21 protein-coding genes and 1 tRNA gene are annotated in these 24942 nt (G+C 63.5%); 10 read left to right on the top strand and 12 right to left on the bottom strand.

Annotated elements, in window-relative coordinates; genetic code table 11:
- Positions 1–7: 7 nt before the first annotated feature.
- Positions 8–760: an iron-sulfur cluster repair protein YtfE gene (gene ytfE, locus ACYVOC_RS09515; protein ID WP_461161651.1), complete on the bottom strand. Its 753-nt coding sequence runs from the start codon at positions 758–760 to the stop codon at positions 8–10.
- 94 nt (positions 761–854) lie between these two features.
- Between ytfE and ACYVOC_RS09510 the strand changes: the two genes are divergently transcribed.
- On the top strand, positions 855–1322 hold the full coding sequence (locus ACYVOC_RS09510; RefSeq protein ID WP_116003339.1) for an RrF2 family transcriptional regulator: 468 nt from the start codon (positions 855–857) through the stop codon (positions 1320–1322).
- Here the strand turns inward: ACYVOC_RS09510 and ACYVOC_RS09505 are convergent.
- Genes ACYVOC_RS09505 through mfd form a run of 4 tightly spaced genes read right to left on the bottom strand, consistent with a single transcriptional unit; the run spans position 1316 to position 6756 of the window.
- Positions 1316–1864, bottom strand: coding sequence for a redoxin domain-containing protein (locus tag ACYVOC_RS09505; RefSeq protein WP_461161650.1), 549 nt, complete (start codon positions 1862–1864; stop codon positions 1316–1318). The genes ACYVOC_RS09510 and ACYVOC_RS09505 overlap by 7 nt on opposite strands.
- The gene (serB, locus tag ACYVOC_RS09500; protein ID WP_116003340.1) at positions 1861–2577 is read right to left on the bottom strand and encodes a phosphoserine phosphatase SerB; all 717 of its coding nucleotides are present in this window, start codon (positions 2575–2577) and stop codon (positions 1861–1863) included. The genes ACYVOC_RS09505 and serB overlap by 4 nt, the downstream gene beginning before the upstream one ends.
- A gap of 38 nt (positions 2578–2615) precedes the next feature.
- Positions 2616–3263: a hypothetical protein gene (locus tag ACYVOC_RS09495; RefSeq protein WP_461161649.1), complete on the bottom strand. Its 648-nt coding sequence runs from the start codon at positions 3261–3263 to the stop codon at positions 2616–2618.
- A gap of 19 nt (positions 3264–3282) precedes the next feature.
- Positions 3283–6756 carry a transcription-repair coupling factor gene (gene mfd / locus ACYVOC_RS09490; protein ID WP_461161648.1) on the bottom strand — a complete coding sequence of 1158 codons (3474 nt, stop codon included), beginning with the start codon at positions 6754–6756 and terminating at the stop codon, positions 3283–3285.
- A gap of 89 nt (positions 6757–6845) precedes the next feature.
- Between mfd and ACYVOC_RS09485 the strand changes: the two genes are divergently transcribed.
- On the top strand, positions 6846–7682 hold the full coding sequence (locus ACYVOC_RS09485; protein WP_461161647.1) for an IspD/TarI family cytidylyltransferase: 837 nt from the start codon (positions 6846–6848) through the stop codon (positions 7680–7682).
- A gap of 18 nt (positions 7683–7700) precedes the next feature.
- Positions 7701–8180 (top strand): 2-C-methyl-D-erythritol 2,4-cyclodiphosphate synthase, encoded by a 480-nt coding sequence (gene ispF, locus ACYVOC_RS09480; protein ID WP_461161646.1) that lies wholly within the window; start codon positions 7701–7703, stop codon positions 8178–8180.
- 165 nt (positions 8181–8345) lie between these two features.
- Here ispF and ACYVOC_RS09475 read toward each other — a convergent pair whose 3' ends face one another.
- Positions 8346–9827 (bottom strand): sensor histidine kinase, encoded by a 1482-nt coding sequence (locus ACYVOC_RS09475; RefSeq protein WP_116003344.1) that lies wholly within the window; start codon positions 9825–9827, stop codon positions 8346–8348.
- 16 nt (positions 9828–9843) lie between these two features.
- Positions 9844–10575 carry an osmolarity response regulator transcription factor OmpR gene (gene ompR / locus ACYVOC_RS09470; protein WP_116003345.1) on the bottom strand — a complete coding sequence of 244 codons (732 nt, stop codon included), beginning with the start codon at positions 10573–10575 and terminating at the stop codon, positions 9844–9846.
- A gap of 205 nt (positions 10576–10780) precedes the next feature.
- On the opposite strand from ompR, the gene ACYVOC_RS09465 reads away from it, so the two are divergent.
- Complete coding sequence (locus ACYVOC_RS09465; RefSeq protein WP_461161645.1) at positions 10781–11491, top strand: SIMPL domain-containing protein; 711 nt, start codon at positions 10781–10783, stop codon at positions 11489–11491.
- Between the two features lie 63 nt (positions 11492–11554).
- On the opposite strand, the gene ACYVOC_RS09460 is transcribed toward ACYVOC_RS09465, so the two are convergent.
- Entirely contained in the window at positions 11555–12337 is a 783-nt protein-coding gene (locus tag ACYVOC_RS09460; RefSeq protein ID WP_116003347.1) for a 3-hydroxybutyrate dehydrogenase, read from the bottom strand.
- A 74-nt stretch (positions 12338–12411) separates the two neighbouring features.
- Between ACYVOC_RS09460 and ACYVOC_RS09455 the strand changes: the two genes are divergently transcribed.
- The 3 genes from ACYVOC_RS09455 (at position 12412) to ACYVOC_RS09445 (ending at position 15746) form a co-directional block, all read left to right on the top strand.
- Entirely contained in the window at positions 12412–13359 is a 948-nt protein-coding gene (locus ACYVOC_RS09455; protein WP_461161644.1) for an alpha/beta fold hydrolase, read from the top strand.
- A complete protein-coding gene (locus ACYVOC_RS09450; RefSeq protein ID WP_461161643.1) occupies positions 13356–15590 on the top strand; it encodes a RelA/SpoT family protein in 2235 nt (744 codons plus the stop codon). Before ACYVOC_RS09455 ends, ACYVOC_RS09450 begins: the two co-directional genes overlap by 4 nt.
- 79 nt (positions 15591–15669) lie before the next feature.
- A tRNA-Val gene (locus ACYVOC_RS09445) sits at positions 15670–15746 on the top strand.
- Positions 15747–15838: 92 nt separating this feature from the next.
- Here ACYVOC_RS09445 and ACYVOC_RS09440 read toward each other — a convergent pair.
- Positions 15839–17026 carry an acetate/propionate family kinase gene (locus ACYVOC_RS09440; protein WP_461161642.1) on the bottom strand — a complete coding sequence of 396 codons (1188 nt, stop codon included), beginning with the start codon at positions 17024–17026 and terminating at the stop codon, positions 15839–15841.
- 16 nt (positions 17027–17042) lie between these two features.
- Positions 17043–18473, bottom strand: a complete 1431-nt coding sequence (locus ACYVOC_RS09435) for a bifunctional enoyl-CoA hydratase/phosphate acetyltransferase (protein ID WP_461161641.1) — start codon at positions 18471–18473, stop codon at positions 17043–17045.
- A gap of 202 nt (positions 18474–18675) precedes the next feature.
- Between ACYVOC_RS09435 and phaR the strand changes: the two genes are divergently transcribed.
- Together phaR and rimO are read left to right on the top strand one after the other, a co-directional pair.
- Positions 18676–19233, top strand: coding sequence for a polyhydroxyalkanoate synthesis repressor PhaR (gene phaR / locus ACYVOC_RS09430; protein WP_461161640.1), 558 nt, complete (start codon positions 18676–18678; stop codon positions 19231–19233).
- A gap of 33 nt (positions 19234–19266) precedes the next feature.
- Positions 19267–20658 carry a 30S ribosomal protein S12 methylthiotransferase RimO gene (rimO, locus tag ACYVOC_RS09425; protein WP_461161639.1) on the top strand — a complete coding sequence of 464 codons (1392 nt, stop codon included), beginning with the start codon at positions 19267–19269 and terminating at the stop codon, positions 20656–20658.
- A 385-nt stretch (positions 20659–21043) separates the two neighbouring features.
- On the opposite strand, the gene efp is transcribed toward rimO, so the two are convergent.
- Positions 21044–21598: an elongation factor P gene (gene efp / locus ACYVOC_RS09420; protein WP_116003352.1), complete on the bottom strand. Its 555-nt coding sequence runs from the start codon at positions 21596–21598 to the stop codon at positions 21044–21046.
- A gap of 140 nt (positions 21599–21738) precedes the next feature.
- On the bottom strand, positions 21739–22845 hold the full coding sequence (gene earP / locus ACYVOC_RS09415) for an elongation factor P maturation arginine rhamnosyltransferase EarP (RefSeq protein WP_461161638.1): 1107 nt from the start codon (positions 22843–22845) through the stop codon (positions 21739–21741).
- Between the two features lie 113 nt (positions 22846–22958).
- Between earP and uvrC the strand changes: the two genes are divergently transcribed.
- Positions 22959–24899, top strand: a complete 1941-nt coding sequence (gene uvrC, locus ACYVOC_RS09410; RefSeq protein WP_461161637.1) for an excinuclease ABC subunit UvrC — start codon at positions 22959–22961, stop codon at positions 24897–24899.
- The last annotated feature ends 43 nt before the right edge of the window (positions 24900–24942 follow it).

Below are 24942 nucleotides of genomic sequence, written 5' to 3'. Positions count from 1 at the left end.
GTTCAGCTCAACCGCACTGGCAGCCGCCACCGCTGCCACCGCATCCGCCACCGCCCATGGCCTTCTGGGCCTGGGCCTCGAAAGCCGGGAACAGGACATTGTTTTCCAGGTGGATGTGGTTGATCAGGTCGTCATTGAGCTGGGCAATGCCACTGTAGAGCGCGCGCCAGGTATTGCAGGCGTCCGCCGGAGGGGTAGCGTCGTTGGTCAGGGCGTTGAGCTTGTCGAGGGCGGCGCCGTGGTCCACATGTTCGGAGCGCATCACGCTGATCGGGTGCTGAACGAAAGGGTTGCCGCCCGACTTGAGCATGGGGAACAGAATGTTCTCTTCCTTCTGCATGTGGCCCAACAGCTCCGCCTGGATTTCTTCCAGCAGGTCGCCCAGACCCGCCGGTACATCAGGGTTGGCCCGGTGCACGCTTTCCACACGGTGGGCCATGCGGATCAGTTCGGGCAACTGGGCGCGGTGCACCTCGTGGTAGCGCACCAGGATGTGGTCGATCAGTGCGCCGGGTTCAGTCACCTCGGGCAGACTGGTCGGGCGCTGCAACTGCGCCAATTCGCCCAGAACGGCCTGCAAGTCAAGCCCTTTTTCGGCCACGGCCTGTGCCAGGCTCAGGTGGCCGCCACAACAAAAATCCAGCTTCAGGCGCCGAAAAACAGCCGTGGAGCCCGGCAATTCGACGGCAATCTGCCCAATGGATTGGCCGACATTGAGAGCAGATGCCGAGGTTTCAGCGGGCGACATGGGGGCGTTCATGGGGAATATCCTTACAAAGATGCATTGTGATTGCATATTTTATCGAATAAGATCTATACCGTATGTGTATTCTTCTTGATCTGCGGCAAGCTCCATGAGGCTCACTCAGTGGACCGACTTCACATTGCGGGTGCTGATGTACTGCGCCGCCTGCGAGGGGCGTGAGCAGCCGGTCACCATCAGCGAGGTGGCCGAGAGCTATGGCATCTCACGCAGCCATCTGACAAAAATAGTGCAGGAACTGTCGGCCAGTGGCCTGCTGGAAACCACCCGTGGCCGGGGCGGTGGTATGCGCCTGATGAAACCGGCCCGCGAGATCAACATCGGCGCTGTCGTTCGCTCGACCGAGACGGACTTCACCGTCGTAGAGTGCTTCGACCCCGAGAACAACCAGTGCCGCCTCAGCAGCCACTGCCGCTTGCAGGGTGTGCTGGGCAAGGCCATGCAGAGTTTTTTTGGGGTGCTTGACGCGCTCACTCTTGAAGATCTGATGGCGCCACCGACCGAGCAGCGCCCGGGCACGATCCGGCTCGTGCCGGGTCTGCCGCGCACGCCTCACTGAACCATTCGCACCCAGAGCATGCGAAGCCGCATGCCGATTTCGCTGGTGTAGCCCACCGTTGCCGCGCGGACATGGCCGTGAGCGTCGATCACCAATAGGGCGGGCACCGACTGCACGCCCAGGCTGCGGGCCAGCGTGCCCTGGCTGTCAATAGCGGTGTTCCAGGGCAACTGGCGTTTTTCCAGAACCTTCTGAACCGTTTGCAAGCTACCAGACTGCATGGCCAGCGTGAGCACGGGCCAGTCCTGGTGCAGCCGCGTGATGCTGTGTTCTTCCGTGCGGCAGATGGGACACCATTCGGCCCAGACATGCAGGGCCACCGGTTGGCCAGGGTGTCGCGCCCGCCAGGCGTGCAAGGTGGTCGTCTCGCCGGAAGTCAGCACCAGGGGCAGGTCGGGCACGGGCCCGGACGGCACATGGCGTGTCTGCCAAAGGTGTGCGCCCACCAATACGGCCATGACCGTCAATAGGGTGCCCAGGTGTGCACGCCAGCGCTGGCGCCGTAGTACCGTGGCAAGTCGCTGCCACAGCGATGCCGTCAAGGCTGAACCACTTCCAGCAAACGGTCGAGGCCGCCGCTGTTGATGGCGATGCGGGCTTGTGCGCGTACCGAGGGTTTGGCCCGGAAAGCCACTGAGAGCCCGGCGATCTCCATCATGGGCAGGTCGTTGGCGCCATCACCCACGGCGATGATCTGCGCCCGGCTGATGCCCAGGAGCGCTGCCAGTTCCAGCACGGTGCGGCGTTTTTCCTGGCCGTCGCAAATATCGCCCCAGTCCTGGTCCACCATGCGGCCTGTCAGGTGGCCGTCGTGCACCTCCAGTACATTCGAGCGCGCGTACTGTATGCCCAGTGCGGACTGGACGTGGCTGGAGAAAAAAGTGAACCCGCCGGACACCAATAACGTGGCCAACCCCGCGTTGCGGCATGCAGCGACCAGCGTCTGTGCGCCAGGGTTGTACTGCATCCGTTCGCGCAGCACTTGTTCCATGTGGGCCACCGGCACGCCCCTCAGAAGGGCAACACGCTGGCGCAGGCTTTCCTTGTAGTCGGTGATCACGCCCTGCATGGCCGCTTCGGTGATGGCGGCCACCTCGGCCTTGCGGCCGGCGGCGTCGGCGATCTCGTCCACGCATTCAATGTTGATGAGCGTGGAGTCCATGTCAAAAGCGATGAGCTTGTAATCGGACAGGCGCAGGGGCGCAACAATTCTCTGGACGATGAGGCCGGGTGCGAATTCGGTAGCGTGTTTCATGGAAGAGCCGAGCAGCGGAAATGGAAGGATCTTAACTTTCAGGGGTGCAGGTACAGCCGGTCTGACCATGTCGCCAGCCATTCGGGCTTGAAGGCGACGAAAACCGCGCAGAGCATACCGGTGACGATGGCATCGCCCCAGGCCATGAGCCAATGCGCTACCAGGGATAGTGGACCACCCACGCCGGGCAGCGGGTTGCTCGCCCATTGGGCGAGTACGGATGCTGCAAAGGTGCACAGCGCCGTGCCGAGGAAACCACGCCCCAGGATATAGACGAACATGTTTTCGCCGGTAAGGCGCCGCAGGGCTGTGCCCAGCAGCAGGGCCAGCGTGGCGGGCACCAGGCCCTGCCACACCGTGGCGACCAGGCTTTGTGACCATTCCATGGGCGATACCAGGCCAGTGGCGCAACCCACCGCCAGCAGCACCGGAACGGCCAGCGGCCAGCCCAGCATCAGCACTACCAGGCAGGCGCCCGACCACTGCAATTGCAGTGGCATGGCGTGCAAGGCCGGTAGAGCCCACAGCCAAGGCAGCAGCACCAGCGTGGCCAGCAAGGGGGTGAGTAAGGGGCTGGCGGTGGCGGCTGCACCGGCGGCTCCCGGCCTGCTGGCCAGCAAACGCCAGGGCCGGGTGGCCAGGGCAGCCGCGAGGGCCAGGGCGACGATGAGCCATTCGAGCAGCATGCTTTTCACGCCGTTTTACTCAGACCGTCGTGGGCTGTCCCAGGCTGCGCAGAATGTCGCGCACCATCTGCGCACGGGCCTTGGGGTCGGGCAGCTCTCGTTCGATGCGCAGTTTTTCGTTGCCTGCCAACTTGATGTGCCGGTTCTTCTGGATGAGTTCGATGATGCGCATCGGCTCTACCGGTGGTTGGGGCCGGAAGGTGATATTCGTGATGCCGGGCGCTGCATCCACCTTGATGACGCCATAGGGTTGGCTCAGGCAGCGCAGTCGGTGTACGTCGATCAGCGTTTGCGCCTGCGGGGGCAGCTTGCCAAAACGATCGACAATTTCTTCGAGCAAGGCGTCAATCTGCTCGCTGGTTTTCGCGGTGGCCAGTTTTTTGTAGAACGACAGGCGCAGATGCACGTCGCCACAGTAGTCGTCGGGCAGCAGGGCGGGAGCGTGCAGGTTGATGTCGGTGGTGACGGACAAGGGACTGAGCAGGTCGGGTTCTTTGCCTGCCTTCAAGCAGCGCACGGCCTCGGACAGCATCTCGTTGTAGAGCTGGAAGCCGATCTCCAGCATGTTGCCGCTCTGGTTCTCGCCCAGCACTTCACCAGCGCCGCGGATCTCCAGGTCGTGCATGGCCAAGTAGAAGCCGCTGCCCAGTTCTTCCATTTGCTGGATGGCATCCAGGCGCTGAGCTGCCTGCTTGGTCAGACCCTCGGTGTCGGGCACCATGAGGTAGGCATACGCTTGGTGGTGGCTGCGGCCTACGCGACCGCGCAGCTGATGCAATTGGGCCAGGCCGAACTTGTCGGCGCGGCTCATGATGATGGTGTTGGCCGTGGGCACGTCGATGCCGGTTTCGATGATGGTCGAGCACAGCAGGATGTTGTAGCGCTGGGCCACGAAGTCGCGCATCACGCGCTCGAGCTCGCGCTCGGGCATCTGGCCGTGGGCCACGGCGATGCGCGCCTCGGGCAGGATTTCTTCGAGCTTTTGGCGGCGGTTCTCGATGGTCTCGACCTCGTTGTGCAAAAAGTAGCACTGCCCGCCGCGCTTCAATTCGCGCAGCACGGCTTCGCGGATCACACCCGTGCCCTCGTTGCGCACAAAAGTCTTGATCGCCAGGCGACGCTGCGGCGCGGTGGCAATCACGCTGAGGTCGCGCAGGCCTTCGAGTGCCATGCCCAAGGTGCGTGGAATGGGCGTGGCCGTGAGGGTGAGCACGTCCACCTCGGCACGCAGTGCCTTCATCTGCTCCTTGTGGCGCACGCCAAAGCGATGTTCCTCGTCAATGATGAGCAGGCCCAGGTTATGGAACTTGGTCGATTCGCTGAGCAGCTTGTGCGTGCCGACCACGATGTCCACCGTGCCGTCGGCAATGCCTTTGATGGCCGCGGTGATCTCCTTGCCCGAGCGAAAGCGCGACACTTCGGCCACTTTCACGGGCCACTTGCTGAAGCGGTCCACCAGCGTGCGGTAGTGCTGTTCAGCCAACAGCGTGGTGGGCGCCAGCAGCGCCACCTGCTTGCCTCCTGTGACGGCCACGAACGCAGCGCGCAGCGCCACCTCGGTCTTGCCAAAGCCCACGTCACCACAGACCAGGCGGTCCATGGGGCGGGGTGAGATCATGTCCTGGATCACCGCGTGGATGGCGGCATTCTGGTCAGCGGTTTCCTCAAAGCCGAAGTCGTTGGCAAAAGTCTCGTAGTCCTGCGCGCTGTAGCGGAAGGCGTGGCCTTCGCGTGCGGCGCGCCGGGCATAAATATTAAGCAACTCGGCCGCGCTGTCGCGCACCTGTTCGGCGGCCTTGCGTTTGGCTTTTTCCCATTGGCCGCTGCCCAGCTTGTGCAGTGGGGCCTCGTCGGCGCTCACACCCGTGTAGCGGCTGATAAGTTGCAGTTGGCTCACAGGCACGTACAGCACCGCTTCACCCGCATATTCCAGGTGTAAGAATTCTTGCAGGGCAGGGGTTCCGTCTGGGTTTTTGTTGCCTACGTCCATGTTGACGAGGCCCCGGTAGCGGCCGATGCCGTGTGCGTTGTGCACGACGGGGTCGCCCACGTTGAGCTCCGAGAGGTCCTTGATCAGCGCCTCGACATCGCTCACCTGTTCCTGTTTCTTGCGGCGGCGGGTGGTGGGGCCTGCGGCAAAAAGCTCGGTCTCGGTGACGAAATCGATGCCTTCCTCCATCCACTTGAACCCCGTGGTGAGAGCCGCCGTGGCGATGCCCACTTTTTCATCGGTGCTGGCCTGGAATTCAGTCAGCGTGTCAAAGGCAGGTGGATTCAGGTGCGATGCACGCAGGAAGTCGAGCAGGCTTTCGCGCCGCCCGGCGCTTTCGGCCAGCAGAAGCACACGGTGCGGCGTGTTGCGAATGTGGGCGTGCAACCGGGCCAGCGGGTCTTCTGCACCACGGACCACGGACAGGTCGGTGTGGGGCTGGAAGTGCGCGTTGTCGATCACATCGTCCACCCCCGGGCGGATGGACAGCTGCGGGAGCGTTTTGCACCGGGTGTAGAACTGGTCGGCGCTCAGGAACAGGGCCTCGGGCGGTAGCACCGGGCGTTCGGGGTCGCCCTGCAGCAGGCGGTAGCGGTCGCGCGTGTCCTGCCAGAAGCGCTGAAACGCGGGTTCCAGGTCGCCGTGCAGGACTACGGTGGCTGCATCGCCCAGATAGTCAAACACCGTGGCGGTCTCGTCAAAGAACAGTGGCAGGTAGTATTCGATGCCAGCCGTGGCGACGCCTGCGCCCATGTCCTTGTAGATGCGGCTCTTGGTGGGGTCGCCCTCCAGCAGCTCGCGCCAGCGGGCCCGAAAGCGTGCCCGGGCCGGTTCATCCATGGGGAATTCGCGACCGGGCAGCAGGCGCACTTCGGGCACGGGGTACAGGCTGCGCTGGCTGTCGGGGTCAAAGGTGCGGATGCTGTCGATCTCATCGTCGAACAGGTCCACGCGGAAGGGCTGTAGCGAGCCCATCGGAAACAGGTCGATCAGGCCGCCGCGCACCGCGTATTCACCTGGGCTCACCACCTGGGTCACATGGCTGTAGCCAGCCAGCGTGAGCTGGGCTTTAAGTTTTGTTTCGTCCAGCTTTTGCTTGACCTTGAACTGGAAGGTGTAGCCCGCCAGGAACGAGGGAGGGGCAAGCCGGTAGAGTGCTGTGGTCGCGGGCACGATGACCACGTCGGCGCCGGTTTCGCGGTCCTTCTGGCTGATGCGCCACAGCGCCGCGAGCCGCTCGCTGATCAGATCCTGGTGCGGCGAGAACTGGTCGTAGGGCAGGGTTTCCCAATCGGGGAAAAGTGCGCAGCGCAGTTCTGGCGCAAAGAACGTCATTTCGTCGATGAGTCGCTGGGCATCGCTGGCATCGGCCGTGACGATCACGGTGGTGCGTTGCGCAGATTTTTCACGCTCGCCCAGGCGTGCCAGCAACAGGGCATCGGCGCTACCTGTGGGGCGGGGCACAGTGAAACGTTTGCCGGGGGGAAGTTTGGGAAGATCCATGCGCAGAAAATAGGGTTGCGCCGCCCATGCAGCCGTGCAACAAATGCGCCAGCCGGGCGCAACGGAAGGAGCGATTTTAGAATGCTCCCATGACAGAACCCCTGATACCGCCACTGAAGGCCCCCGCTGGCGTGCCGCCGTCTGTGCCCGGAAACTTTTGGGCTTTGCTGCCCTGTGCGGGTGTGGGCGCGCGTGCCGTATCGGCACCGGCTGCCAGCCCCGGCCTGCCCAAGCAGTATCAGCCGGTGGCGGGCCAGCCCATGGTGTTGCACACGCTGGCGGCCTTTGCCGGGGTGGCACGCCTGCGCGGCACGCTGGTGGCCGTGGCGTCCGGAGACCGCTTTTTACAGGCCTACGCCAACCCCTCCTTTTTTACCGTCGATTGCGGCGGTCCGACGCGCGCCGATACGGTGTTGGGCGGACTGGGGGCCCTGCTGGAGCGTGGTGCCCAGGCAAACGACTGGGTGCTGGTACACGATGCAGCACGCTGCCTGGTCACTTCGGCCCAGATTGATGGTTTGATCGACGCCTGCGCACACGATGGCGTGGGCGGTCTGCTGGCGCATAAGCTGGCCGACACCCTCAAAACGGCGATTTCGGGGCCGGGTGGAATCCGCGTGGCGTCCACGGTGGACCGCTCCGACAAGTGGCTGGCCCAGACGCCGCAGATGTTCCGCATCGGCGCGCTGCGCGCTGCACTGGAGCATGTGGGCTCGTCCGCCACCGACGAGGCGAGCGCCATGGAGGCCATGGGGCTACACCCCCGCCTGGTGCCAGGCAGCGCCCTGAATTTCAAGGTGACCTACCCGGAGGACTTCTTGTTGGCCCAGGCCGTGCTGGCGCAGCGCATGCATGGTGCGACACTGGAGCGTTTCGGCGGAACCCGCGGCCAGGCCAGCGACACGCCGATGAAAACCATTTTTTGATATTGCCAGGGCAACAACATGCATTTCAGGATCGGAGAAGGCTGGGACGTACACGCATTGGTGCCGGGGCGCCGACTCGTCATCGGCGGGGTGGACATTCCGCACACGGCGGGCCTGCTCGGGCATTCCGATGCCGACGTGCTGTTGCACGCCATCACCGACGCCCTGCTGGGCGCGGCCGCGCTGGGCGACATCGGCACGCATTTTCCCGACACCGATGCGCAATTTCGGGGCGCCGATTCGGTGGTGCTGCTGCAGGAGGCGGCGCGCCGTGTGCGCGCGCAGGGCCATGCGATCGGCAACATCGACAGCACCGTGGTGGCGCAGGCGCCGCGCCTCGCAGTGCACATCCCGGCCATGCGCGAGCGCATCGCCAGTGCGCTCGGCCTAGGCCTGGACCAGGTGAACGTCAAGGCCAAGACCGCCGAGCGCATGGGCCCTGTGGGCCAGTGTCTGGCCATCGAGGCCCGGGCCGTGGCCCTGCTGCAGAAGGTCTGACTCCACCGTCAGCGGCGCATGCTGCTGGCGCGGCCTGGTTCAGCGGCCACCGCGCAAGGGCCGCCATGCCGCGTAGGCGGCGCTCCACTTGCGTGCGCTGGTGGCGTCCCCCTTCCCGGCGATAGCCGAGAGAAGGGGGAAGGCGCGCAGCGCCACAGAGGGATGTCATCCCTTTTTTTGCGGCAGGTTGCGCTTGATCTGGGGGCGTTGCAGGCGTTGGTGCAGGTCGGTGCCCGCGGGCTGGTCGCCTGCGCGTTGCAGTTGGACATGTGCCACGAGTCCCCCAGAAGTGGAATTGGCCAGCGCAAAGATGCCGCCCATGCGCTGGACGGTCTTGTCCACGATGGACAGCCCCAGGCCTGCCCCAGCTGCTGCCGTGCGTGCCGCGTCGCCGCGGAAAAACGGTTTGGTCAGGTTTGCCAGTTGCTCGGGCGGAACGCCCGCGCCATGGTCGCGCAGCTTGAGCAGCACCCAGTCCTCGCGTCCCTTGGCGGCAATGTCCACCTGCGTGATGCCGGTGTCGCTCGATTTTCCGTAGCGACGTGCGTTCTCCAGCAGGTTGGAGATGATGCGGGCGAGTTCCACCTCGTCGGCCAGGACGTTCAGGTCTTCGGGGATGGCGGTGTGGATCTGCAACTCGCGGTGGTCCTGCACGGCATATACGCACGACGACACGACCGCATTCAGGTTGACCGGCGTAAGCGTCACATGGTCGGGCCGTGCGTAGTCCAGAAATTTATCAATGGTGGCATCGAGCTGCACGATGTCGGCCACCATGTGCTCGCGGGCTACTTCGTCGTTCACGCTCATCTCGGTTTCCAGCCGCAAACGTGCCAGGGGCGTGCGCAGGTCGTGTGAAATGCCAGCCAGCATGACAGCGCGGTCCTGTTCCAGTTTGGCCAGTTTTTGTGCCATGCGGTTGAAGCCGATGTTGACCTCGCGGATCTCGCTGGTTACCGCTTCTTCGTCCAGATGGCTGGCTGCAAAGTCGCCGTCGCGCACGCGGTTGGCAGCATCTGACAACTGCTTGAGCGGCTGGTTGATCAACCGTGCGATGGCGGCGGCGCCGGCCAACGAGAGCGCGGCCGCCGTGACCAGCCAGATCATCCAGGTGCGCCCCCCGGCTGGGCTGAAACGCGAACGGTCCATCAGCAGCCAGTTCGGGTCGCCATTGATGGTGAAACCGACCCACAGACCTTTTTCTGCATTGACACTCTGGGCCACGATGGTGTCTGGCCCCAGGCGGTACGTGAGCTGCTCGGTCAGGCGTTGGCCCAGCGCCGAATCATCGAGCGCTTCGAACCGGTCGCCCGGCTCGCGCGGCAGAATGCGCACGCCCTCCTGGTCGGCCATGGTCTTGATGAGTGAAACGCGCGCAATGGCATCAGCGTGAACCAGCGCTGCGCGGCTCAGGTTGACGAGCGATGCGATCTGCTGCGCTGTTTGCAGTGCACGCGGCTCAAATTCCAGCGCCCGCAGTGTCTGCAGCCAGGCCAGGATGCTGCCCACCAGCAGCATGCTGAGCAGAAAAAACGTGCGCCAAAACAGGTTCAGGCCGACCCGCGCGCGTACCTCCTTGCGCCGCTCGGTGTATTCGAGGGGCGCAGGGCTGGTGGCTTCGCTGTCGAGGGGACGGGAGCGTTTCATGGAGGCCCAAAGGATTTCAGCTGGATCCGTCTGGAACAAAAACATAGCCCACACCCCATACCGTCTGGATGTAGCGGGGTGCAGCGGCGTCGTCCTCGATGAGCTTGCGCAGGCGCGAGATTTGTACGTCCAGGCTGCGGTCGAAAGGCTCGAACTCGCGGCCGCGGGCCAGTAGTGCCAGTTTTTCGCGCGACAGCGGCTGGCGGGGGTGGCGCACCAAGGCCTTGAGCATGGCGAATTCGCCTGTGGTCAGTGGCAACTCTTCGCCGCTCTTTTGCAGAGCACGGGTGCCCATGTCGAAGCTGAAGGGCCCAAAGGTGACGACTTCGTTGTCGCCCGATGGGGCGCCCGGAGCCTCCTGGGGTGGGCGGCGGCGTAGCACGGCATGGATGCGGGCGAGCAGCTCGCGCGGGTTGAAGGGCTTGCCCAGGTAGTCGTCGGCGCCCACCTCCAAACCAACGATGCGGTCCACGTCTTCGCCCTTGGCGGTCAGCATGATGATCGGGGTTCGGTCGTTGGCGGCGCGCAAGCGGCGGCAGATCGACAGGCCATCTTCACCCGGCATCATCAGATCGAGCACGATCAAGTCGACCGTGTCGCGCAGCAGAATGCGATTGAGTGCCTTGCCATCCTCGGCCAGGATGACTTCCAGGCCCTCCTGGGTCAGGTAGCGTCGCAGCAGGTCGCGGATGCGGGCATCGTCGTCCACCACCAGAATCTTGTCGGTGCGTGTGCTTGTTGTGGCCATGGTGTACCTCGGTCCAATTTGTAACAGCCGCCATTGTTACCAGTTTGCGGGTGAAAAACCGGGGGGTTTACCGGAGGCTGACCAACGGTTACATGTTTTGCCGGGGATGCACAGAGTTTTTTGAAATCGCGGCGTCGGCTGACATCGAAGCACACCAATCCCCGCTATTGTGTTGCGCAGATCTCTTTTTTCAGGATGTCAAAACATGAATTTTGCTATTAAAACAATAGCTGTTTGCGCTTTAATTACGGGCTATGGAGCCGCTTTTTCTCAAGTATCGAGCATGCCGCCACCGCACAATGTGCTGCAGCTGTCTGCCTCCGGTTCGGTGGAGGTGCAGCAAGACTTGCTGGTGCTGACGCTGGGCACTTCGCGTGATGGCAAGGAGGCGGGGGCCGTGCAGGCCCAGTTGCGCCAGGCGTTGGACGCCGCCCTGCAAGAGGCGCGCCGCAGCGCCGAGCCCGGAAAAATGGATGTGCGCACCGGCCAGTTCAGCCTGTTCCCGCGCTATGGCAAGAACAGCGAGATTGTGGGCTGGCAGGGCCGGGCCGAAGTAGTCCTGGAGGGGCTGGACTTTGCCCGCATCACGGGCACCGCGGCGCGCATGTCGACCATGGCGATCACGCAGACCGGTTTTGGATTGAGCAAAGCCGAACGCAGCCGTGTGGAGCGTCAGGCCCAAACCCAGGCGATCGATAATTTCAAGAACCAGGCCAGCGGCCTGTCGCAGGCGTTTGGTTTTGCCGACTACAGCCTGCGCGAGGTGGTGGTGAGCAGCCATGACAGTGCTCCTGGCCCGCGCCCGCGCATGATGGCCATGGAAGCCAAGCTCGGTGGTGCCGACGCGCCCGTGCCGGTGGAGGCGGGCAAGAGCACGGTGGAGGTCACCGTTTCCGGTTCGGTGCAGATGCGCTAATTTCAATGAAAATAGCTTCTAGCGCTTACTGGTTAAGCGTCAGAAGCTATTGAAAAGATAGTGTTATTGGGCCGTCCAACCGCCGTCCATGTTCCAAGCCACTCCGCGCACGTTGTTGGCTGCGGCGGAGCAGAAGAACACGGCCAGTTCCGCCAGCTCTTCGGGGGTGGTGAACTGCATGGAGGGCTCTTTTTCGCCCAGCAGCACTTTCTTGGCCTCTTCGTTCGAAACACCCAGCGCGGCAGCCTTGGCATCCACCTGCTTTTGCACCAGCGGCGTCAGCACCCAGCCAGGGCAAATAGCGTTGCAGGTGATGCCTGTGGTGGCGTTCTCCAGGGCGGTCACCTTGGTCAGGCCCACGATGCCGTGCTTGGCGGCCACGTAGGCCGATTTTTGTGCCGAACCCACCAGGCCGTGCACCGAGGCTACGTTGATGATGCGGCCCCAGTTGGCCGCCTTCATGGCGGGCAGGGCCAGGCGGGTAGTGTGGAAGGCGCTGGTCAGGTTGATGGCGATCACGGCGTCCCAGCGCTCGACCGGGAAGTCTTCGACGTTGGCCACATGCTGGATGCCGGCGTTGTTGACCAGGATGTCGACCGTGCCGAACTCGCGGGCGCAAAACGCCATCATGTCTTCGATCTCGGCGGCGCGACTCATGTCGGCGCCGTGGTAGGCCACACGCACGCCAGCGTGCTGGCCAGCGGCCTGCACCTCGGCACGGGGGCCTTCCGAATCACCGAAACCGTTGAGCACGATGTTGGCGCCCTGGCGCGCCAGGCCGATAGCGATACCCAGGCCAATGCCGCTGGTGGAGCCGGTGACGAGAGCCGTTTTGCCTTTGAGCATGGATTTTTCTCCGAAACAAATCAATTACGATGCAATGAAAGAATTATCAAACAGTGCTTTTGGAATCCGCATCCATGATTGAACCTAGGCTGAACTACGTATCCTGCCCCGGGTCTGCCGCCCACCCGCAGGAGGGCGCTGCCGCGCAGCAGCACCGTATGGCCTGGTGGGAGTGGAATGCCACCGGCAACCCGCAACATCCCCATGTGGTGGTGTGCGTGCACGGCCTCTCGCGCCAGGGGCGCGATTTCGATGCGTTGGCCCGGGCGATATGCCACAAGGTGCGCGTGGTGTGCCCGGACGTGGTGGGCCGTGGCCAGAGCGACTGGCTGGCCGACCCCATGGGTTACCAGCTGGGCCAGTACGCGGGCGACATGCTGGCGCTGCTGGGCCACCTGCACCAGCAGTCGCCCCTGCAGACGCTGGACTGGGTGGGTACCAGCATGGGCGGGCTGATTGGCATGGCCGTGTGTGGCCAGCCCGGCCTGCCGCTGCCCGTGCCCGTGCGCCGCCTGGTGCTCAACGATGTGGGGCCGGTGATCGAGTGGCAGGCGCTGCAGCGCATTGGTCAATACCTGGGCCAGCCCGTGCGTTTTGAGTCGGTGCAGCAGGCGGCCGACATGCTTTGGAGCCTGTCCACCACCTTTGGGCCGCACACGCCCGAGCAGTGGCTGGAGCTGTCGCGTCCTATGCTGCGCACCCTGCCCGAAGGCGGACTGGGCCTGCATTACGACCCGGCCATTGCCGTGCCTTTCCGCGCTATTGATGCGCAGGCTGCGGCGGCAGGTGGGGCCGCCTTGTGGCAGCTGTATGACCAGATTACGGCGCGGACCTTGCTGTTGCGCGGCGCGCAGTCTGATCTGCTGTCGCCCGAGACAGCGCAGGCCATGGGCCAGCGTGGGCCCCAGGCCCGGCTGGTGGAGTTTGCGGGCGTGGGCCATGCCCCTACGCTGGTGGCGTCGGATCAGATCGACGCTGTGGCGTCGTTTCTTTTAGATCCCTGCGACAAGAGCCCTGCATGAAAAACCATTCCGCGCGGCCGGTGGCTGAAGGCGCAGGCGTGCAAGGCGCTGCAGCGGTACCCGAACTCATTGCGGCCACGGCCCACACCTTGCCCGAACAGGTGGATGCCTTGGCGCGTGCGCGCAATTTTGCCGAACCCCTGATTGCCGGTGAATCGCTGGATACGGGCGAGAACGCCCTGGAGCACGCCGATGCGGTCGCCGCGATCCTCAAGACCATTGGCGGCTCCGAGGCCATGCAGGCGTCCAGCTACCTGGTGCACGCCTGCACGCACCTGAGCAAGCCGCGCGAGGTGATCGCCAAGGCCTTTGGTGAAAACTTTGCCACCTTGGCCGTGGAGACCACGCAGTTGATGCGCGTGCAGCAGCAGGCCCGCGTGGCGCAGGCCTCGGGGCAACTGGTGGACGATTCCGTGGTCCAGACGGAAAACGTGCGCAAGATGCTGCTGGCCTTCTCGCGCGACCTGCGCGTGGTCATGCTGCGGCTGGCGTCTCGCCTGCAAACACTGCGCTACTACGCCGCGAGCAAGCAGCCGGTATCGCCCGGCATTGCCCGCGAGGCATTGCATGTATTCGCTCCGCTGGCCAACCGCCTGGGTATCTGGCAGATCAAATGGGAAATGGAGGATTTGGCCTTTCGCTTCCTGGAGCCCGAGACCTACCGCGAGATCGCGGGGTTGCTCGATGAAAAGCGCGGCGAGCGCGAGCTGAACATGGCGCAACTGCGCGAGCGCGTCGAATCGCAGCTGCGTGCCCAAAGCATCAGCGCCACGGTGACCGGGCGGCCCAAGCATATCTACAGCATCGTCAAAAAGATGCGCGGCAAGTCGCTCAACTTCGATCAGGTGCTGGACATCCGTGCGCTGCGTGTCATCGTTCCCAACGTCAAGGACTGCTATGCCGCATTGAGCTGGGTGCACTCCGAGTTCACGCCCGTGGTGGAAGAATTTGACGACTACATCGCCAAGCCCAAGCCCAATGGCTACCAGTCGCTGCACACCATCGTGCGCGACGACAGCGGCAAGGCGACCGAGATACAGATCCGTACCCAGGCCATGCACGACCATGCCGAGCATGGCGTGGCCGCGCATTGGGCCTATAAGGAAGCGGGCAACAAGGGTTATGCAGGGGTGTCGGCCAGCGGGGATTACGACTCCAAGATCGCCGTGCTGCGCCAGTTGCTGGCCTGGGAGCGCGACCTGGCCGGAGCGCCCCAACATGCCAACCTGTTTGACGACCGCATCTATGTGCTGACCCCCAACGCCGCCATCGTAGAACTGCCGCAGGGCGCTACGCCTGTGGACTTTGCCTATGCGGTGCACACCAACGTCGGCCACCGCTGCCGGGGTGCGCGGGTGGATGGTGCGATGGTGCCGCTCAATACGCCTTTGCAGAACGGCCAGACCGTGGAGGTCACGATCGCCAAGGAGGGTGGGCCATCGCGCGACTGGCTCAACACCGATCTGGGGTATCTGACCAGCCACCGGGCGCGGGCCAAGGCGCGTGCCTGGTTCAACGCGCTGGCGCAGCACGAAACAATTGCGCGCGGACGTGAAGCCGTCGAAAAGTTGCTGCAGCGAGAAGGCAAGACCGCCATGCGGCTGGACGACCTTGCCAGCCAGCTGGGTTTCAAGTCGGCCGACGCGCTGTTTGAAGTGGTGGGCAAGGACGAGTTCTCGCTGCGCAACATCGAAACCCTGCTGCGCCCCCCCGAGCCCGTTTTGCAGCCCGACGACTATCTGCTGCTGAAAAAACCGCGCAGCAATGACAAAACGGCCAAGGGTGGTGTGCTGGTGGTGGGGGTCGAATCGCTGATGACGCAGCTGGCCAAGTGCTGCAAGCCGGCGCCACCCGACGACATCCGGGGCTTCGTCACGCGTGGCAAGGGCGTCAGCATTCACCGCGCCGATTGCAGCAATTTCCGCGAATTGGAGGTGCGCAATGGCGAGCGCGTGATCGAGGTCGAATGGGGTGCGCCCAAGGCTACGGCCGCGGCATCGGTGTACCCGGTGGATGTCGCCATTGAGGCCGCCGACCGCCAGGGCCTGCTGCGGGACATCTCGGAAGTCTTCGCCAAGGAGAAGATGAACGTGATCGGTGTGCAGACCCAATCGGTCAAGGGAACGGCTTGGATGACGTTTACCGTCGAAGTGGTTGACTCAGGACGCCTGAACAAAGTGTTGGGCATCGTGGCCTCGGTCTCGGGCGTGCGCTCTGCGCGCAGGCGTTGAAGAGAGTTCTGGCGGTTTTTCAGCGTTCGAGCCAAATGGGCCATTTTTTTGCTGCTACAATCTCATCTCTCGAATACACAGGCGCGTAGCTCAGCTGGTTAGAGCACCACCTTGACATGGTGGGGGTCGTTGGTTCGAGTCCAATCGCGCCTACCAAATTTCTGTTGACCAGACAGATCGCACTAAGCCTTGCATCATCACGATGCAGGGCTTTTTTGCTTGTGGGCCTCCGCTTTACGTTTCCTTTTTCAATCTGGCAAGACCAGTGCTGCCGCTTCCGATGCGGCTACGTGGCCTTCGTCGGTCGGTACCACCCAGATTTCCACCGTGCTGTCTTTGGTGTGGATGGGCCGGGCACTCTGGCGGCACGCTTGCTGATTGCTTGTCTCGTCCATGCGCACGCCCAGATAGGCCAGTTTGTGGCAAACCTGCGCGCGCAGAACCGCATCGTTTTCTCCGATTCCACCGCTAAAGGCCAGTACGTCCATGCCCGACATACTGGCGGTGAGTTCGCCGGCGCCGCGCACGATGCGGTGCGTGAACAGGTCAATGGCAAACTGGGCCGATGGGCTGTTGTTGGCGCGCAGTGCGCGCATATCGGCGGCGATGCCGGAGACACCCAGCAGGCCGCTTTGCTTGTACAGCAAACCTTGGATGCGGTCGTGGCTCCAGCCTAGTTCCAGCAAATACAAGAGTACGCCAGGGTCGATGGAGCCGCAGCGCGTACCCATCATCAAACCATCGAGTGCCGAAAAACCCATGGTGGTCGATAGGCTGCGCCCTTCCAGGGCAGCGCACAGGCTGGCACCATTGCCCAGGTGGGCCATCAGCGTGCGCCCGTAGGCACGCGGGCTGTGTTGTTGCAGCGTGCCCATGATGAACTGGTAGGACAGGCCATGGAAACCATAGCGCCGAACGCCTTGTGCGCTCAGGGCTTGCGGCAGGGCATAGCAATACTCCAGCGCAGGCAAGGTGGCGTGGTAGGCGGTGTCGAAGCAGGCCACCTGGGGCAGATGGGCAAATGTCTGGCTGAAGGAGCGGATGCCTGCCAGGTTGTGCGGCTGGTGCAGCGGCGCCAGTGAATTGAGGCGCTCCAGCGCGGCCAGGGTGGCGGGCGTAACGATGATGCTGGAGCGGAAATCCTGGCCGCCATGCACCACCCGGTGCGCCACGGCCTGAAGCACCGGCAACGACAACTCGCGCGTGAGCAGCTCGCGCAACGCTTCAAGGGCCTGGCCAAAGGGGTTGTGTTGGGAGGGGGGCAGAGCGCGGTGCGCGCGCTCGCCGTTCAACGTCCAGCGCATTTCAGGGGTGCCGCCCGGCTCCAGCCCCTGGATGCTGCCTGTCAGGACAGCGGGCTGAACCTGCTTTCCCTGCAGGGGGTGGACCGAAAACTTGAGCGTGGACGAGCCCGCATTGACAGCAAGAATAGCCATGGTGCGCGAACCCCCTTCAGGCGGCGTTGCTTGGGTTGGCGCGCATGGCTTCGCGGCCATGGTGGGCGATGAGCTTGGCCAGCAAGGCTGAAGAGACGCGCGCCAGCGGGCCGTCGGCCCGGCTGGTCAGCGCAATGGGGACGCGCGCGCCCAGCACCACGCCCGAGCCTGTGGCGCCGGCCAGGTATTCCAGCTGTTTGGCCAGCATGTTGCCGCTTTCCAGGTCCGGCACGGCCAGAATGTCGGCCTGGCCTGCCACCGGAGATGTAATCTGCTTGATCAGCGCGGCCTGGGCCGAAATGGCGTTGTCGAAGGCCAGCGGGCCGTCCAGCAGGCCACCCGTGATCTGGTGGCGGTCGGCCATCTTGCACAGCGCCGCAGCATCCAGGGTGGAGGGAATGTTGGGGCTGACCGTTTCCACCGCAGAGAGAATGGCCACCTTGGGTTGCTCCACCCCCAGAATGCGTGCGAAGTCGATCGCGTTCTGGATGATGTCCGCCTTTTCGGCCAGGCTGGGGCGGATGTTCAGGGCTGCGTCGGTGATGAGCAGCGGCTTGGGGTACAGCGGAATGTCAAACCGGAACACATGGGACATGCGCCGCCCGGTGCGCAGCGCCGGGCTGGAGAGCACGGCATGCATCAGTTCGTCTGTGTGCAGGCTGCCCTTCATCAGCATGCCCACATCACCCAGCGCGGCCAGGTCCACCGCTTTTTGGGCAGCGGCGTGGCTGTGCGGGACATTGATGATTTCGATGCCGTTCAGGTCGATGTCCGCCGCTTCGGCCACGCTGCGCAGGCGCGCCTGCGGGCCGATGAGCACCGGGATGATGAGGCCGTACTGCGCTGCGTCGATGGCGCCGCGCAGCGAATCGGTGTCGCAGGGGTGCACCACCGCGCAGCGCTCGGCCGACAAGCCCTGGCCCAGGGCCAGCAGATCCTGAAAGCGCGCCTGGGGATCGAACAACTGGATCTGGGGGGCTTGGGGCTTGGGCAGGCGCACCTTTTGCGTGGGTGCAATCACCTGGGCCATGCCGTGCAGCACGCTTTCCCCCTTCTGGTTGATGGCCTGGCAGGCCAGTTCCACCCGCTTGCGGCTGTCGTCTTTGCTGACCACGGTGGCGGTGACGGTCAGGGTGTCGCCGATGCGCACGGGCCGGGTGAAGTGCAGGTCTTGCGACACGTAGATGGTGCCAGGGCCGGGGAAGCTGGTGCCCAGCAAAGCCGAAATCAGGGCGCCGCCCCACATGCCGTGGGCAATCACACCGTGAAACAGGGTGTCGTTGGCGTATGCCGAATCCAGGTGGGCCGGGTTGGTGTCGCCCGAGACGGCGGCAAAAGCCTGGATGTCACTCGTGCTCAAGGTGCGCAGCAGGCGCGCGCTTTGGCCGACGACCATTTCGTCGTAGGTGACGTTTTCCAGCCATTCGCTGGGAGAGATCTGGTTCATTGCTATCGGGGCGAAATGGGAAGGTGGCGCCACGGTATCACGGACGCGCGAAGGGCCCGGCGTTGTCGGGTAGAGCACATGCCCTAACCGGGCGCACCTGTCGGGAGGCGCCGCACCGCAGCGCTGGGGCAGTCAGGGTATTCCTGCGCGGGGCGATAGAGTCACCCGCCTAAAATCTGCTGCAGTGCAATACATGGGCGCGATGGCCCGAGGAGACTCCACAGTGCAAGAACAAAATGCCGCGCCAGCCCCCAAGCAAGCCCAGCGGGTCATCAAAAAATACCCCAATCGGCGCCTCTATGACACCACGACCTCTTCGTACATCACCCTGGCGGAAGTCAAAAATCTGGTGATGGCCAGCGAGCCCGTGGTGGTGCGCGATGCCAAGACGAGCGAAGACATCACGCGCAGCATCCTGCTGCAGATCATTCTGGAAGAAGAGGCGGGCGGTGCGCCCATGTTCACCGAGGCCGTGCTGGCCAACATCATCCGCTTCTATGGCCATGCCATGCAGGGCTTCATGGGCAGCTATCTGGAAAAGAACGTGCAAATGTTCACCGACATGCAGACCCGCCTGAAGGAACAATCGCAAAGCGTGACTCCTGAGATGTGGTCCCAGTTCATGGGCGCGCAGTCGCCCATGGTGCAGGGGCTGATGGGCAGTTATGCCGATCAGTCGCGCAACATGTTCACGCAGATGCAGGAACAGATGCAGAAACAGACCGAGCAGATGATGGGCATACTGGGGCTCAAGCGCTGATCACTGGTTTCGCAATACTGGGACAATACGGGGATGACTGAAGTCTCCTCCCCCACGAAAATTCCCAAGGTCGGTTTTGTCAGCCTGGGCTGCCCCAAGAACCTGACCGACTCCGAACTCATCCTCACCCAGCTCAGCGCAGAGGGCTACGAGACCGCCAAGACGTTTGAAGGCGCGGATCTGGTTATCGTCAATACCTGCGGTTTCATCGACGACGCCGTCAAGGAAAGCCTGGACACCATTGGCGAGGCACTGGCCGAGAATGGCAAGGTCATCGTCACCGGCTGCCTGGGTGCGCGTGCGGGCAAGGACGGCGGCAACATGGTGCAGCAGATGCACCCGAGCGTGCTGGCCGTGACCGGCCCGCAGGCCACGCAGGAGGTGATGGATGCCGTGCACCACAACCTGCCCAAGCCGCACGATCCCTTTATCGACCTGGTACCCGGTGCCATGGGCGTGGCCGGTATCAAGCTCACGCCGCGCCACTACGCCTACCTCAAGATCAGCGAAGGCTGCAACCACCGCTGCACCTTCTGCATCATCCCCTCGATGCGCGGCGACCTCGTCTCGCGCCCCATTGGCGACGTGCTGAAGGAGGCCAAGGCGCTGTTCGAGGGCGGCGTGAAAGAGCTGCTGATCATCAGCCAGGACACCTCGGCCTATGGCGTGGACGTGAAGTACCGCACCGGCTTCTGGGACGGCAAACCGGTCAAGACCCGTCTGCTGGAACTGGTGCAGTCGCTGGGCGAAATGGCCGAGCCTTATGGCGCCTGGGTGCGTTTGCATTACGTGTATCCCTACCCGAGCGTGGACGAGATCATCCCGCTCATGGCGCAGGGCCGGGTGCTGCCGTACCTGGACGTACCTTTCCAGCACAGCCATCCCGATGTGCTGCGCCGCATGAAGCGTCCGGCCAGCGGCGAGAAGAACCTGGAGCGCATCCAGCGTTGGCGCGAAGCCTGTCCCGACATCGTGATCCGCAGCACCTTCATCGCCGGATTCCCCGGCGAGACCGAGGAAGAATTTCAGCACCTGCTGGACTTCATGCGCGAGGCGCAAATTGACCGCGCTGGTTGCTTTGCCTACAGCGACGTCACGGGTGCCGAGGCCAACAAGCTGCCCGGCATGCTGCCACTGGAGGAGCGTGAGGCACGCCGGGCACGCTTCATGGCGGTGGCCGAGGAGGTCTCGATTGCCAAGCTGCAGCGCCGCGTGGGCGCGACCATGCAGGTGCTGGTGGATTCGGCTCCGGGCCTGGGGCGCAAGGGGGGCGTGGGCCGCAGCTACGCCGATGCGCCCGAGATCGACGGCACCGTGCGCCTGCTGCCGCCCGAGAAGATCAGCAAGACCATGAAAGTGGGCGAATTCACCAAGGCCCGCATCGTCGGCGTGCAAGGCCACGACTTGGTGGCGCAACCCATCTAATTCCATTTCTAAATCACCCGTGTCGTTGTTGCTTCGCCTTGTCGTGCTACAGCACTGCCTGCGGCTTCGCGCCTAGACACGAATGATTTGGAAACGGAATAAAAAGTGAGCTGGTCGCGCTTGATGGCAGTGGATTTCGACCTGTTTTAACAGTGAATTCTTTGCATGAAAAGCGTTACTAGCTCATTTTTTCATAGCGCTGATCAGCGCAGTGCCCACAAAAAAGGCTTCCATCGGGAAGCCTTTTTTGTTCTTGCCGCCCGTGGCGGGCGCAGGGTGTAATTCCATTTCTAAACCATCCGTGTCGTTGTTGCTTCGCCTTGCCGTGCAATAGCACTGATCGTAGGCTTCGCGCCTAGACACGAATGATTTGGAAACAGAATAATTACACGCGCTTGCGATATTCGCCCGTGCGGGTGTCGATTTCGATCTTGTCGCCTTGCGAGACGAACAGGGGCACGGGCACTTCAAAGCCGGTGGCGATCTTGGCGGGCTTGAGCACCTTGCCGGACGTGTCGCCCTTGACAGCGGGCTCGGTCCAGGTGATTTCGCGCTCGACGCTGGTGGGCAGTTCGACCGAGATGGCCTTGCCGTCATAGAACACCACTTCCACGGCCATGCCGTCTTCGAGGTAATTGAGCGAGTCGCCCATGTTTTCGGCTTCCACTTCGTACTGGTTGAACTCTTCGTCCATGCACACGTACATCGGGTCGGCGAAGTAGGAGTAGGTGCAGTCCTTCTTGTCCAGAATGACCTGGTCCATCTTGTCGTCGGCCTTGAACACGACTTCGGTGCCGAAGTTGGCGATCAGGCTCTTGAGCTTCATGCGCACGGTGGCTGAGTTGCGGCCGCCGCGCGAGTACTCTGTCTTGAGCACAACCATGGGGTCTTTGCCGTGCATGATGACGTTGCCGGCGCGGATTTCTTGAGCGATTTTCATAGCATATTGCCTGGGTTGGGGCCGCTCAATGCGCAGGCCTGCAGCCCGATGGACTGCTGTGCCGACGCATGTTCCGCGGCGGGAATGCGCGAGGGTCGCTGTGCCAGTGGATCACAGCATTTTGCGCAAAGCCTTGGATTTTACCGTTTTTCGTAAACGAACCCCAAAATTTGCGTCACCAGGTCGTCTTGCTCCAGTAAGCGGGCCCGCGCGGACTGCACGCACAGGGCCCATTCCGTCAGCGTGGATGCGTCTGGCAAAACCAGCGGCGCATCGCCGATTGCGTTCCAAGCGGCATGGAACTGCCGCAGCGAGGCGGGAGCCTGCAGCCAGTCCAGAAAGGCGTGCAGTTTGTCGTGGTGCGCGTTGTCGTGCTGGGGGTAGATCTGCCAGACCAGCGGGCGCCCTGCCCACAGCGCACGCACCAACGAGTCTTCGCCGCGTACGCAATTGAGGTCGCTGGCCCAGAGCATTTCGTCAAAGGCTGCTTGGGTGCAGTATGGAAGGTATGAAATTGATAGCTTATTGCGCTTGATGGGTAAGCCCTGGTGGCTTGTTTCATTCAAAGCCTTCGGCAAGGCCATACGCGTGGCCTGGGCCGCGCGGCCAGGGGTGACCAGCAGGTGTGTCGGTTGTTTCGTGCTCTGTGCCAGCAGGGCGGGCAGGGCAGCCGGCTCGTAGCAGAACAGCGAAATCCAGTGTTCCTTCGCATCGATCGGGGCGCCAGAGTGCTGGCTGCGCCATGCCTGCACGTCAAAGCGTGCCTGGCGCTCCAGCAGACCGGGCTCGCGCAGCAGCCCCCCAGAGTCAGGGGTGAAGCCCGGATAAAAAAACCACTTGGTCCAGCCGACTGCGGGGCCCTGCATTACCGGGCTGGGCAGGGTGTGGTGGCGTGGCACCCAGTTTTCGGCCGAGAGGTATTCCAGGTTGATCCATACGGGTTTGCGGGCGCCAGCGCTGACTCGGTCTGCGCAGGCTGCGATGAAATCCGGTCGAATGTCGCAACCAAAGGCCTCCACCAGCACGTCGGGCGCGGCGTCGCTGGTTCCAAGCGGGCTGGCCCAGTCGCGCAGTTCCACGCCTGGTGCGCCAGCGGGTGCCATCCACTCCAAGGCAGATGCATCGTCCACCCACAGGCGCACGGCGTGGCCGTGGCCGGCGAGCTGGCTGGCCAGTCGCCAGCACACGCCAATATCGCCGTGGTTATCGATGACTTGGCAAAAAATGTCCCAGTACAGAGGTGGCATAGGGGCGCATTGTCGGGGCATTGTCGTACCGCAGGCGCGGCGCAGGTGGGTGGGGGTTGGTGAAGTACCCCCGTGGCCAGGGTGGCGCCTTGTGTGGCGCCACAATAGGCGCGATGTCCGATCTGCATTCCGACGAACTGCTGGCCCAGGTGGCCGCGCTGCCTCCGCTGCCCGGCGTCTATCGCTATTTCGACGCCGAGGACGCGCTTCTTTACGTGGGCAAGGCGCGCAATCTGAAAAAACGGGTGTCCAGCTATTTCCAGAAAACCCATGGCGGCACGCGCATCGGCCACATGGTGGGCAAGATCGTGCGCATGGAGACCACCGTGGTGCGCTCCGAGGCCGAGGCGCTGCTGCTGGAGAACAACCTCATCAAGTCGTTGAATCCCCGGTACAACATCCTGTTCCGCGACGACAAGAGCTATCCCTACCTGAAGATCACGGGCGTGGCTTCCAAGGATGGCCAGGGCAATGCGCCGGGCCAGCAGTTTCCCCGCATGGCCTATTACCGGGGCGCCATCGACCGGCGGCACCGCTATTTCGGGCCGTACCCCAGTGCCTGGGCTGTCAAGGAAACCATCCAGCTGCTGCAAAAGGTGTTTCGCCTGCGTACTTGCGAAGACACGGTGTTTGCCAATCGGACCCGGCCCTGCCTGCTGTATCAAATCAAGCGCTGCACGGCCCCGTGTGTGGGTCTGGTCTCGCCCGAAGCCTATGCGCAGGACGTGGCGCACGCCGAGGCGCTTTTGCGCGGCGAAACACAGGCGCTGTTGCAGACGCTGGAGTCGCGCATGATGGCGCACGCCGAACGTCTCGAGTTTGAGCAGGCGGCCGAACTGCGCAACCAGATCACGGCACTGGCGCGTGTACTGCACCAGCAGTCCATCGAAACCGTCTCCGACAAGGACGTGGACATCCTGGCCGTGAAGGTGCAAGGGGGCCGCGCGTGCGTGAACCTGGCGATGGTGCGCGGCGGGCGGCACCTGGGCGACCGGGCCTATTTTCCCGTGCATGTGGAAGATGCCGCCGCTGTTTTCGAGGCCGAAGACGCCGCCACGCCAGACCGTCCGGTGGAAGCCCTGGTGCTGCATGCATTTATTGCGCAGCACTACATCGGGGTGCCGGTGCCGCCGGTGTTGGTGACCACCGAGGCGGTGGACAAAGGGCTGCTGCAGGCCTTGTCGGAGCAATGCGGCGTGCAGGTGGGAGCGGTGCACCAGCCCAGGGCGCAGCGCCGTGCGTGGCTGGACATGGCGGAAAAGAATGCCGAGCTGCAGCTGGCCCGGCTGTTGGCCGAGGAAGGCTCGCAACAGGCCCGCACCCGGGCGCTGGCCGAGGCGCTGGACCTGCCGGGGGAAGATCTGGACCAGCTCACCATCGAATGTTTCGACATCTCGCACACGGCGGGCGAGTCAACCCAAGCCTCGTGCGTGGTGTTCCATCACCACAAGATGCAGGGCAGCGAATACCGCCGGTACAAGATCGAGGGCATTACCGGCGGGGATGACTACGCTGCGATGCGCCAGGTGCTCGAACGCCGCTACAGCAAGGTGGCCGAGGCGCAGCGCGAAGCGGGCGGCGCCGAGCCCACGGGGGCGCAGGCACGCTTGCCCGACCTGGTGCTGGTCGATGGCGGCAAGGGCCAGGTGTCCATGGCGCGCGAGGTGTTCACCGCCCTGGGGCTGGATGTCACGCGCATCGTTGGCGTAGAAAAAGGCGAAGGCCGCAAGATCGGCCTGGAAGAACTGGTGTTTGCCGACGGGCGCGAGAAGGTGTACCTGGGCAAGGATTCCGCTGCGCTGATGCTCGTCGCGCAGATCCGCGACGAAGCGCACCGCTTTGCCATCACTGGCATGCGCGCAGCGCGCGCCAAGGTGCGGGTGGGCGGCAGTCGGCTGGAGGATATTCCCGGCATCGGGCCGAAAAAACGTGCGCGCCTGCTGCAGCGCTTTGGTGGCGTGCGCGGCGTGGCCGAGGCCAGCGTAGCCGACCTGGCCACGGTAGACGGAATCTCGCACGAGCTGGCCGAAGAGATTTACCGCGCGCTGCGCTGACAAGGCCGCAATGCCTGACGCCAAGGGCGCTGGGGCATGACAC

The sequence above is a fragment of the Simplicispira piscis genome, assembly GCF_054783455.1.
This window is presented reverse-complemented; position numbering and strand designations above follow the sequence as displayed.

Bases quoted from the DNA above. Each gene is read 5' to 3' on its own strand.
- ACYVOC_RS09460 (WP_116003347.1), bottom strand. From the start codon at position 12,337: ATGCTCAAAGGCAAAACGGCTCTCGTCACCGGCTCCACCAGCGGCATT.
- ACYVOC_RS09475 (WP_116003344.1), bottom strand. From the start codon at position 9,827: ATGAAACGCTCCCGTCCCCTCGACAGCGAAGCCACCAGCCCTGCGCCC.
- efp (WP_116003352.1), bottom strand. From the start codon at position 21,598: ATGAAAATCGCTCAAGAAATCCGCGCCGGCAACGTCATCATGCACGGC.
- ACYVOC_RS09455 (WP_461161644.1), top strand. From the start codon at position 12,412: ATGATTGAACCTAGGCTGAACTACGTATCCTGCCCCGGGTCTGCCGCC.
- ispF (WP_461161646.1), top strand. From the start codon at position 7,701: ATGCATTTCAGGATCGGAGAAGGCTGGGACGTACACGCATTGGTGCCG.
- ACYVOC_RS09485 (WP_461161647.1), top strand. From the start codon at position 6,846: ATGACAGAACCCCTGATACCGCCACTGAAGGCCCCCGCTGGCGTGCCG.
- rimO (WP_461161639.1), top strand. From the start codon at position 19,267: ATGACTGAAGTCTCCTCCCCCACGAAAATTCCCAAGGTCGGTTTTGTC.
- uvrC (WP_461161637.1), top strand. From the start codon at position 22,959: ATGTCCGATCTGCATTCCGACGAACTGCTGGCCCAGGTGGCCGCGCTG.
- ompR (WP_116003345.1), bottom strand. From the start codon at position 10,575: ATGGCCACAACAAGCACACGCACCGACAAGATTCTGGTGGTGGACGAC.
- ACYVOC_RS09465 (WP_461161645.1), top strand. From the start codon at position 10,781: ATGAATTTTGCTATTAAAACAATAGCTGTTTGCGCTTTAATTACGGGC.
- ytfE (WP_461161651.1), bottom strand. From the start codon at position 760: ATGAACGCCCCCATGTCGCCCGCTGAAACCTCGGCATCTGCTCTCAAT.
- serB (WP_116003340.1), bottom strand. From the start codon at position 2,577: ATGAAACACGCTACCGAATTCGCACCCGGCCTCATCGTCCAGAGAATT.
- ACYVOC_RS09495 (WP_461161649.1), bottom strand. From the start codon at position 3,263: ATGCTGCTCGAATGGCTCATCGTCGCCCTGGCCCTCGCGGCTGCCCTG.
- ACYVOC_RS09450 (WP_461161643.1), top strand. From the start codon at position 13,356: ATGAAAAACCATTCCGCGCGGCCGGTGGCTGAAGGCGCAGGCGTGCAA.
- ACYVOC_RS09440 (WP_461161642.1), bottom strand. From the start codon at position 17,026: ATGGCTATTCTTGCTGTCAATGCGGGCTCGTCCACGCTCAAGTTTTCG.
- mfd (WP_461161648.1), bottom strand. From the start codon at position 6,756: ATGGATCTTCCCAAACTTCCCCCCGGCAAACGTTTCACTGTGCCCCGC.
- earP (WP_461161638.1), bottom strand. From the start codon at position 22,845: ATGCCACCTCTGTACTGGGACATTTTTTGCCAAGTCATCGATAACCAC.
- ACYVOC_RS09435 (WP_461161641.1), bottom strand. From the start codon at position 18,473: ATGAACCAGATCTCTCCCAGCGAATGGCTGGAAAACGTCACCTACGAC.
- phaR (WP_461161640.1), top strand. From the start codon at position 18,676: ATGGCCCGAGGAGACTCCACAGTGCAAGAACAAAATGCCGCGCCAGCC.
- ACYVOC_RS09510 (WP_116003339.1), top strand. From the start codon at position 855: ATGAGGCTCACTCAGTGGACCGACTTCACATTGCGGGTGCTGATGTAC.